The sequence below is a fragment of the Streptomyces hilarionis genome, assembly GCF_024539675.1.
Classification (GTDB): Bacteria; Actinomycetota; Actinomycetes; order Streptomycetales; family Streptomycetaceae; genus Streptomyces; species Streptomyces hilarionis.
This window is the reverse complement of record NZ_JAHHIT010000242.1, coordinates 1-8,585: the sequence shown is the minus strand read 5'-3', so window position 1 is coordinate 8,585 and position 8,585 is coordinate 1. Positions and strand designations below refer to the sequence as shown.

General features: G+C 73.8%; 8 protein-coding genes. All 8 read left to right on the top strand.

What is annotated here, in order from left to right; genetic code table 11:
* Positions 1–69: 69 nt before the first annotated feature.
* The 8 genes from KMS84_RS36410 to KMS84_RS36375 all read left to right on the top strand — a co-directional run bounded on the left by KMS84_RS36410 (position 70) and on the right by KMS84_RS36375 (position 8,363).
* A complete protein-coding gene (locus KMS84_RS36410; RefSeq protein ID WP_256920823.1) occupies positions 70–876 on the top strand; it encodes an aldose epimerase family protein in 807 nt (268 codons plus the stop codon).
* A gap of 22 nt (positions 877–898) precedes the next feature.
* Positions 899–1,447, top strand: coding sequence for an orotate phosphoribosyltransferase (gene pyrE / locus KMS84_RS36405; protein ID WP_256920822.1), 549 nt, complete (start codon positions 899–901; stop codon positions 1,445–1,447).
* 166 nt (positions 1,448–1,613) lie between these two features.
* Positions 1,614–2,645, top strand: coding sequence for a class II fructose-bisphosphate aldolase (fbaA, locus tag KMS84_RS36400; RefSeq protein ID WP_256920821.1), 1,032 nt, complete (start codon positions 1,614–1,616; stop codon positions 2,643–2,645).
* Between the two features lie 94 nt (positions 2,646–2,739).
* Positions 2,740–4,278, top strand: coding sequence for an MFS transporter (locus KMS84_RS36395; protein WP_256920820.1), 1,539 nt, complete (start codon positions 2,740–2,742; stop codon positions 4,276–4,278).
* 285 nt (positions 4,279–4,563) lie between these two features.
* Positions 4,564–4,977 carry a DUF3151 domain-containing protein gene (locus KMS84_RS36390; protein WP_109003379.1) on the top strand — a complete coding sequence of 138 codons (414 nt, stop codon included), beginning with the start codon at positions 4,564–4,566 and terminating at the stop codon, positions 4,975–4,977.
* 185 nt (positions 4,978–5,162) lie between these two features.
* The gene (locus KMS84_RS36385) at positions 5,163–6,008 is read left to right on the top strand and encodes a tryptophan 2,3-dioxygenase family protein (protein ID WP_256920819.1); all 846 of its coding nucleotides are present in this window, start codon (positions 5,163–5,165) and stop codon (positions 6,006–6,008) included.
* Positions 6,001–7,188 carry a kynureninase gene (gene kynU, locus KMS84_RS36380; RefSeq protein WP_256920818.1) on the top strand — a complete coding sequence of 396 codons (1,188 nt, stop codon included), beginning with the start codon at positions 6,001–6,003 and terminating at the stop codon, positions 7,186–7,188. The genes KMS84_RS36385 and kynU overlap by 8 nt, the downstream gene beginning before the upstream one ends.
* Positions 7,189–7,454: 266 nt before the next feature.
* Entirely contained in the window at positions 7,455–8,363 is a 909-nt protein-coding gene (locus tag KMS84_RS36375) for an alpha/beta hydrolase (protein WP_256920817.1), read from the top strand.
* Positions 8,364–8,585: the final 222 nt, after the last annotated feature.

Below are 8,585 nucleotides of genomic sequence, written 5' to 3'. Positions count from 1 at the left end.
CCCCCCTGCTCCGCCGCCCCGACCCCCCTGCTCCGCGGCCCCTGTCGCCCGTCCCAGTAGGGTCGTCCCGTGAGTGACGAAGACATCACGCTGACCGCGGGTGACGCGGAGGTGACCGTGCAGCCGGGCAACGGCGGCCGGGTCGGTGGGCTGCGCGTCGGCGGCCTCGAACTGCTGCGCCAGGGCGAGCGGTTCGGCTGCTTCCCGATGGTCCCCTGGTGCGGCCGGATCCGCGACGGCCGTTTCCGGGACGGCGCCACCGTGCGCCAGATGCCGCTCAACGCTCCCCCGAACGCCATCCACGGCACCGCCCGCGACGGCGCCTGGAAGGTGGCGCGGCGCACGGCGGACGAGGTGGTGCTGACCTACGCGCTGGTGGCGCCCTGGCCCTACCCGGGCCTGGTCACCCAGGTGATCACGCTGGCCGGGGACGAGCTGCGGATCGCGATGTCGGTGGAGGCCCACGACTCGTCGTTCCCGGCGCAGATCGGCTGGCACCCGTGGTTCAACCGCACGCTCGCCGCGAGCGACGGCAGCCACGGGCGGGACGTGCGGGTGGCCTTCGAGCCCGCCTGGCAGGAGGAGCGCGGCGAGGACCACCTGCCGACCGGCCACCGCGTCGCCCCGAAGCCCGGCCCGTGGGACGACTGCTTCGGCATGCCCGGCGGCGTCGACGTCACCCTCACCTGGCCCGGGCAGCTGGAGCTGAAGGTGGCCAGCCGCGAGGAGTGGGTCGTCGTCTACGACGAGCAGGAGGCGGCCGTGTGCGTGGAGCCGCAGACCGGGCCGCCGGACGGGCTGAACTCGCTTCCGCGCCTGGTCACCCCCCTGGAGCCGCTGGAGGCGTCGACCACCTGGTCGTGGACCCGCCTGTGAGGGCCGCCTCTAAGCTGAGGGCATGACGGACACTCGCGGCGCGCTGCTGCAGCAGATCAAGGACAAGGCCGTGGTGCACGGCAAGGTGACCCTGTCGTCGGGTCTGGAGGCCGACTACTACGTCGACCTCCGCCGCGTCACCCTCGACGGGCAGGCCGCCCCGCTGGTCGGCCAGGTGCTGCTCGACCTGACGGCCGAGCTGGAGTTCGACGCCGTCGGCGGCCTCACCATGGGCGCCGACCCCGTCGCCGGCGCCATGCTGCACGCGGCCGCCGCGCGCGGGCGCACGCTGGACGCGTTCGTCGTGCGCAAGGCGGCGAAGGCGCACGGCCTCCAGCGCCGCGTGGAGGGACCGGAGATCAGGGGGCGCCGGGTCCTCGTCGTGGAGGACACCTCGACCACCGGCGGCTCGCCGCTGGCCGCCGTGGAGGCCGTGCGCGAGGCGGGCGCCGAGGTGGTGGCCGTGGCGACCATCGTGGACCGGGCCACCGGCGCCGACCGCAAGATCCGCGAGGGCGCGGGGGTGCCCTACCTGTTCGCCTTCTCGAAGGACGAGCTGGGCCTGGACTGACCGGCCCCCGGCCGCCCCGTCGGGCAGGCCGCGACCAGTACGCGGACCAGGCATGGACCATTCGCGCATCTCTGGAAAGATGGCCCCGACGACGACGTCGAATCCAAGGTTCAGGTCAGGGCCCCAGCACGCATATCGTCAACCCGCACAATCAAGGAGCGGACAGATGCCCATCGCAACCCCCGAGGTCTACAACGAGATGCTCGACCGGGCGAAGGCAGGCAAGTTCGCCTACCCGGCCATCAACGTCACCTCGACGCAGACCCTGCACGCGGCGCTGCGCGGCTTCGCCGAGGCGGAGAGCGACGGCATCATCCAGATCTCCACGGGCGGCGCCGAGTTCCTGGGCGGCCAGTACAGCAAGGACATGGTGACGGGCTCGGTCGCCCTCGCCGAGTTCGCGCACATCGTCGCCGAGAAGTACCCGGTCACCGTCGCCCTGCACACGGACCACTGCCCCAAGGACAAGCTGGACGGGTACGTGCGGCCGCTGCTCGCGGTCTCCGAGGAGCGCGTGAAGGCGGGCCGCAACCCGCTGTTCCAGTCGCACATGTGGGACGGCTCCGCCGAGACCCTCGCCGACAACCTGGAGATCGCGCAGGAGCTGCTCGCCCGCGCCGCCGCCGCGAAGATCATCCTCGAGGTGGAGATCACCCCGACCGGCGGCGAGGAGGACGGCGTCTCGCACGAGATCAACGACTCCCTGTACACGACGGTCGACGACGCGGTGCGCACCGTCGAGGCGCTCGGCCTGGGCGAGAAAGGCCGCTACCTGCTGGCCGCGTCCTTCGGCAACGTCCACGGCGTGTACAAGCCGGGCAACGTGGTGCTCCGTCCCGACCTGCTCAAGGAGCTGAACGAGGGCGTCGCCGCGAAGTACGGCAAGCCGGCCGGCTCGCAGCCGTTCGACTTCGTCTTCCACGGCGGCTCCGGCTCGACCGCGGAGGAGATCGCGACCGCGCTGGACAACGGCGTCGTCAAGATGAACCTCGACACGGACACGCAGTACGCGTTCACGCGGCCCGTCGCCGACCACATGTTCCGCAACTACGACGGCGTCCTCAAGGTCGACGGCGAGGTCGGCTCCAAGAAGACCTACGACCCGCGGACCTGGGGCAAGCTGGCCGAGGCGGGCATGGCGGCGCGCGTCGTCGAGGCCACGCAGCACCTGCGTTCGGCGGGCCAGAAGATCAAGTAGGCCGCTCGGGGGCTTCCGGCCCCCAGGGGTGTACACGGGTACGGGGCGAGCCCGGCGTCTGTCTACGACGCCGGGCTCGCTGTATACCTGGGACATGCCCGATGTCCGCCTGACCTCGTCCCAAGGCAAGTGGATCCTGTTCACCACCGTGCTCGGCTCCAGCATGGCCCTGTTGGACTCGACCGTCGTCAACGTGGCGCTGCCGCGCATCGGCCGCGACCTGGACGCCGACCTGGCCGTTCTGCAATGGACCGTCAACGCGTATCTGCTGACCCTGGCCGGGCTGATCCTGCTCGGCGGCTCCCTGGGCGACCACTACGGGCGGCGGAAGGTGTTCGTCGTCGGGGTGGTGTGGTTCGCGGCCGCCTCCCTGCTGTGCGGGCTCGCCCCGAACGCGGCCGTGCTGATCGCCGCCCGTGCCCTCCAGGGAGTGGGCGGCGCGCTCCTCACCCCGGGCTCGCTGGCGCTCATCCAGGCGTCCTTCCACGCCGAGGACCGGGGGCGCGCGGTGGGCCTGTGGTCGGGTTTCGGCGGCATCGGGGCGGCCGTGGGGCCGTTCCTGGGCGGCTGGCTGGTGGACGGTCCCGGCTGGCGGTGGGTGTTCTGGCTGAACGTGCCGCTGGCGCTGGTGTGCGTGCCGGTGGCGCTGCGTCACGTGCCCGAGTCCTCCCGCACCCGTACGGGGGACGGCCGTGTCGTGGGCGTCGGGAGCGTCGGGGAGGTCGGGGGCGCGCGCGGGAAGCGCCGCGCTGACGGCGGCTTCGACGCGCTGGGCGCTTTCCTCGGCGCGCTGGCGCTGGCCCTCGTCACGTACGCCCTGATCGAGGCCGCGAGCGGCTCCCCGGCGGTGGTCGCGGGGGCGGCGGTCGCGGGCGGGGCGGCCGGCGTGGCCTTCGTGGCGGTGGAGCGCCGCAGCCCGGACCCGATGCTGCCGCTGGACATCTTCGCGTCCCGCCAGTTCACGTCCGTCAACCTGGTCACCCTGTGCGTGTACGCGGCCTTCGGCGGCTTCTTCTTCCTGTGCGCGGTCCAGCTCCAGGTCGTGGTCGGCTGGTCGGCCCTCGGCGCGGGCACCGCGCTCCTGCCGACCACCGTGCTCATGCTGCTGCTGTCGGCCCGCTCCGGCGAGCTGGCCGAGCGGATCGGGCCGCGGATCCCGCTCACCGCCGGCCCCCTGCTGTGCGCCGCCGGGATGCTGCTGATGCTGCGGGTGGGGCCCGGCGCGTCCTACGCCGGTGACGTGCTGCCCGGCGTGCTGGTCCTCGGCGTCGGCATGGTCGCGCTGGTCGCCCCGCTCACCGCGACCGTCCTGGCCTCGGTGGACGTGAGCCGGGCGGGCATCGCCAGCGGCGTCAACAACGCGGCGGCGCGGGCGGCGGGGCTGGTCGCGGTGGCCGCGCTGCCCCTGCTCACCGGCATGGGCCCGGAGGCGTACCGCTCGGCCACGGCCTTCGACGACGCGTTCCGCAAGGCCATGGTGCTGTGCGCGGGGGTGCTGACGCTGGGGGCGGTGATCGCCTTCACGACGGTGCGCCGGCCGCCGCCGGACTGCCGCCGCCCGGAGTGCAGAACCCACGGCAGCGTCCTGGCCCCGCCCCTGGAGGGCGAACGCGCGAGGAAACGCCTGACGTAGGCGGGGCGGGGCGGGGCGGGACGGGCCGCGCCCCTGCGTCCCGTACGGGGTTCCCTACGGGGCCGTCCGGAACGTCCAGGCGCCCTACGGGACCGTCCGAACGTCCGGGCTCCGGCGCGCGGTGAGGCGCGGGCACGTGCCGGCGGGGGTGGGTCGGCCGTACCGGTCCTGGGCGGGCCCGCGGTGCGTGGTGCGGGTTCGTCCCGCCGGGCGGCTCGTCCGTGCGGGCGGCGGGTTTCGTGGGCGGCCGGCGACGGCGGGCGGCGGATGGAGCAGACTGGACGCATGTCCCTTCACGAAAACCTCCTCGGGGGCCCGCCCCCGACCCACCTCCCCGACGACCCCGAGCCGCGCGAGCTCCTCGCGAGCGGCACGGCGCCCGCCGACGTCGCCGCGAAGTACCCGACGTCCTCGCTGGCCTGGGCCCGGCTCGCCGACGACGCGTTCGAGCGGGGCAGCGTGGTGGAGTCGTACGCGTACGCCCGCACGGGGTACCACCGCGGTCTGGACAGCCTGCGCCGCAGCGGCTGGAAGGGCCACGGCCCGGTGCCCTGGGAGCACGAGCCCAACCGCGGCTTCCTGCGCGCCCTGCACGCCCTCGCCCGCGCCGCGCAGGCGATCGGCGAGCAGGAGGAGTACGAGCGCTGCTCGCAGTTCCTGAAGGACTCCTCCCCGACGGCGGCCCAGACCCTGGGCTAGTCGCGCCCCGAGCCGGGCGCGGTCGTGGTTCCGCGGCCGGTGCGCACGGCCCGTCCGGTCCCGGTGTGACCTGACGGGCCTTGCGTTTTCGGGCGGGTATTGCGCAGGATGCCGGTGGGGACCGGGGCGTCCTGTCGAAAACGGCAGGGGCGGACCGCTACCCGGAGCAACAACAGGAGACAGCGATGTCCCAGCAGGCTCAGCCCGACGAGGCTTCGGAGCCCGAGACCCCGCATCTCGACTTCGCCGGCACGACGCCGTACGAGGACTACGTCAAGGCGGACGTGCTCACCCACCTCCAGCACACCCTCTCCGACGATCCCGGAGAGATGGTCTTCCTGGTCACGACCCAGGTGATGGAGCTGTGGTTCACGGTCATCGTGCACGAGTGGGAGACCGCCGCGCGGGCCCTGCGCGAGGACCGGGTGCCGGTGGCGATCGACGCGCTCAAGCGGTCCGTCCGCGAGCTGGACGCGCTGAACGCGTCCTGGAAGCCCCTCGGGCAGCTCACGCCGGCCCAGTTCAACTCGTACCGCTCCGCGCTCGGCGAGGGCTCCGGCTTCCAGTCGGCGATGTACCGGCGCATGGAGTTCCTCCTCGGCGACAAGTCGGCGTCGATGCTGGTCCCGCACCGCGGCGCGCCCCGCGTGCACGCCGAGCTGGAGAAGGCGCTGCACGAGCCGAGCCTGTACGACGAGGTGCTGCGGCTGCTGGCCCGCCGCGGCCACGCGATCCCCTCGGCCGTCCTGGACCGGGACCTCGCGCGGCGCTACGAGCCCTCGGCGGAGGTCGAGGCGGTGTGGACGGCCGTGTACGCGGGCGACGAGTCCGACGAGGTGGCGCGCCTCGGCGAGGCGCTCACGGACGTCGCCGAACTGGTCTGGCGCTGGCGCAACGACCATCTGGTCGCCACCCGCAGGGCGATGGGCGCGAAGGCGGGCACGGGCGGCTCGGCCGGGGTCGCCTGGCTGGAGAAGCGCGCGCAGAAGAACGTCTTCCCGGAGCTGTGGACGGCGAGGTCCCATGTCTGACCTCGCCCGTGACGCGCAGCAGTACGACGCCGACGACCCGCTCGCCGGCCGGCGCGCCCTGTTCGTCCTCGACGACGGCGTCTACCTCGACGGCAACTCGCTGGGCGCACTCGCGCGTTCCGTCCCCGGCCGGGTGGAGGACGTCGTGCGCCGGCAGTGGGGCGCGCTGAAGATCCGTTCCTGGGACGAGAGCGGCTGGTGGACGGCGCCCGAGCGGATCGGCGACCGGATCGCCCCGCTGGTGGGTGCGGCGGCCGGACAGATCGTGGTCGGCGACTCCACGAGCGTCAACGTGTTCAAGGCCCTGGTGGGCGCGGTCCGCCTGGCGGACGATGACCGCGACGAGATCCTCGTCGACGCGACGACGTTCCCCACGGACGGGTACATAGCCGGGTCCGCGGCCCGTCTGACCGGCCGCACACTGCGCCCGGTGCGGCCGGACGAGGTGCCGGCGGCCCTGTCCGGGCGCACGGCGGCCGTGCTGCTCAACCACGTCGACTACCGGACCGGCCGGCTGTACGACCTGCCGTCGCTCACCGCGGCCGTGCACGCGGCCGGCGCGATCGCCGTCTGGGACCTGTGCCACAGCGCGGGCGCGCTGCCGGTGGGCCTCGACGAGCACGGCGTGGACCTGGCGGTCGGCTGCACGTACAAGTACCTCAACGGCGGCCCGGGTTCACCGGCCTACCTGTACGTGCGCGGCGAACTGCAGGACCGTTTCGACTCGCCGCTGCCCGGCTGGAACTCGCACGCCGAGCCCTTCGGCATGCGCGAGGCCTACGAGCCGGCGGCCGGCGCGCTGCGCGGCCGCGTCGGCACCCCGGACATCCTGTCGATGCTCGCCCTGGAAGCGGCCCTGGAGGTCTGGGACGGGGTGTCGGTCGACGAGGTGCGGACCAAGTCGCTGGCCCTGACGGACTTCTTCCTGGAGTGCGTGCGGGAGTACGTTCCCGAGGGGCGGGTGGAGTCGCTGACCCCGGTGCGTCACGAGGAGCGCGGCAGCCAGGTGGCGCTGCGCTGCGCGCCCGACGCCGGCGACGTGATGAAGCGGCTGATCGCGCGCGGGGTCGTCGGCGACTTCCGCCGTCCGGACGTGCTCCGGTTCGGCTTCACCCCGCTGTACGTCGGGTTCGCCGACGTGGAGCGGGCGGCTCGGGTGCTGGCGGAGGAACTGCGCTGATCCGGCGGGCGAGTTGATTGAACCGAACGACTCTCCTGGGCGTACTCGCAGGTGCGCCCGGGAGAGCGGGATCCCGCGGCGCGCGGTCCGGCCGGGGTGACGCGACAGCAGAACCGTTTACCTCTCACCGTGCGTGACATCCCCGTGTCCGCGCACGTCACGGGCCTGGTACCGTCCCGGCCAACGGCCGAGTCCCCTGGTCCGCCGCACCCTCCTCCAGCGCCGCAAGCAGGGGAGGTACCCCATCGCCGCTGAGAGGTTGGAGCATGCCGGACGACGTTGTCGCAGCCCGGGCCGTCGCCGAGGAGGAGTCGGCGTTCGCGCACCCGCCCGTCGACCCCGACGTCACCCTGACGTACGGCGACCACCCCGACCAGGTGATCGACTTCTACGTCCCCCGGTCGTCGGTGGGCCCGGGCGGTTCCGTGCCGCTCGTCGTCGTGCTGCACGGCGGGGCCTGGCGGGCGCCGTACGACCGGCGGCACATCACGCCGTTCGCGGACTTCCTGGCGCGGCGCGGGTTCGCGGTGGCCAACGTGGAGTACCGGCGCGGCGCCGCCGCCCCGGTTCCGGGTCAGGGCCCGGGTTCGAGTCCGGAGGGGACGTCCCCCGTCGCGGGCCGCTGGCCCGACACCTTCGACGACGTGGCCGCCGCCCTCGACGCCCTGCCGGACCTGGTCCGCGAGGCCGTGCCGCAGGCGGACGTCCGCCGCACGGTCCTCACCGGACACTCCGCGGGCGGCCACCTCGCGCTGTGGGCGGCGGCCCGGCACGTCCTGCCCGCCGACGCGCCCTGGCGCACCGGTCGCCCCGTCCCCCTGCGGGGCGTGGTGGCGCTCGCCCCGATCGCCGACTTCGCGGTCGCCGGGAAGCTGGACGTGTGCGGCGGCGCCGCTCTCCAACTCCTGGGCGGCGAGGAGCGGTTCGAGGAACGCCGACCGTACGCCGACCCCGCGACGCTGCTGCCGACCGGCATCGCGACCACCCTGGTCCAGGGCCGCGACGACCTCGTCGTCCCGGAGGCGGTCGCGGAGGCGTACGCGGACGCGGCGGCGAAGGCGGGCGAGGTCGTGGGCGTGACCCTGCTGGCGGAGGTCGGCCACTTCCCGCTGATCGACCCGACGGCGGACGCGTGCGCGGTGGTGGCGGAGGAGATCGCCCAACTGGCCTGGTGACAGGGCCGGTCGAGGCCTTCGGCGCGGGCGGCTTCGGCCGCTGTTCCCGGCGCCGGCCCGCCCCTGATCCCGGCCCCGAACCCCCCGTAGGTGTCGTACCCGTAGTACCTGAGAGCTACCTCGCAGGACAGCTCCCGGGCGGGACGCGGACGACGCCCTCCGATCCGTAACTTCCCCTCCGGAAAGGCCCGATGGCCGGGCGGACGGGTGGGGGAGGGGCGG